At 58.3% G+C, this 899-nt stretch carries 1 protein-coding gene and 1 pseudogene; one reads left to right on the forward strand and one right to left on the reverse strand.

Annotated elements, in window-relative coordinates; translation table 11 throughout:
* A pseudogene (locus VH86_RS24480) lies at nucleotides 1-356 on the reverse strand (hypothetical protein); the annotation flags it as partial.
* Between the two features lie 161 nt (nucleotides 357-517).
* On the opposite strand from VH86_RS24480, the gene VH86_RS25400 reads away from it, so the two are divergent.
* On the forward strand, nucleotides 518-757 hold the full coding sequence (locus VH86_RS25400; RefSeq protein WP_072050644.1) for a biofilm development regulator YmgB/AriR family protein: 240 nt from the start codon (nucleotides 518-520) through the stop codon (nucleotides 755-757).
* The last annotated feature ends 142 nt before the right edge of the window (nucleotides 758-899 follow it).

The raw sequence follows: 899 nt of genomic DNA on the forward strand, positions 1-899 counted from the left end.
CGCGCCAGGCCGTGCACCGCCCCCTCATGCTGAGGCTGGCGGGTGCGCCATACCATAACCTGTATGCAGGCGCGCTCCGGCGAGGTGAAGTCTTCGGTTTCCTCCAGCCTCACCGCATACACGGTCTCCGGCTCGGGCTCCTGCGTGACCAGCCTGAACTGTCGCTCGGCTCTGTTCTGCCAGAGTGTGTAGCCGAACGGCGTCACAAACCCGGGCAGCGTAAAAGACTCCACGTCGCGGGCAAGAAAGGCGCGGGTGTCGGCCCGGTTGGTGTCTTCCGGATTCAGCACCTGGCTGAAGCTGGTGTCAGGCAGGGTAATGGGCATGCTGTCGTCCGCCGTTACTTTTCTGTTCACTTAGCCTCCCTGATAACCGGAGCGTTAATTTATATCGCTGAATTGTCTGCAATAATGGGTGGGGCTTTTTAAAAGATAGAGCACCGCAGGATTACTGCTGTACACGCGCCTGTGCATCGGTTACTTTGCGCCCGACCTCATTCACTACGCACGGGTATTTGATGCGACAGGACGGACTACCTCCGGAAAAAGAAGCCGGATTGACCGGCTATTTCAGCCAGGTCACTCACCCCTGCCAGATTGAGCTGCTGGGCCGCATCACCGTTGAAATCCTGCGTCAGGAGCGGCGGCTCACGCGCACCGCCTTGTGCCTGAAACTGATAGGGCGCCTCGACGGTGCCAACGATGAAGCCGAGAGAGAACACCTGAAGGTTCTTCTCAGAATGCTGTTTAATCGCTGAGCCTGAGGGGTAACACCGGGAGTTCACCGATCACGAAACGTTCGTCCAGGGAAGAGAGCGGCAAACGGAATGCCGTGCAGTCATGGCGCATAACAACGGTTCGCAGATGCCGGTTACAGATAAACCAGACCTCGTCGCGGTC

Source organism: Pantoea sp. BL1 (assembly GCF_000963985.1).
In the GTDB taxonomy this organism is placed as follows: domain Bacteria; phylum Pseudomonadota; class Gammaproteobacteria; order Enterobacterales; family Enterobacteriaceae; genus Pantoea; species Pantoea rwandensis_B.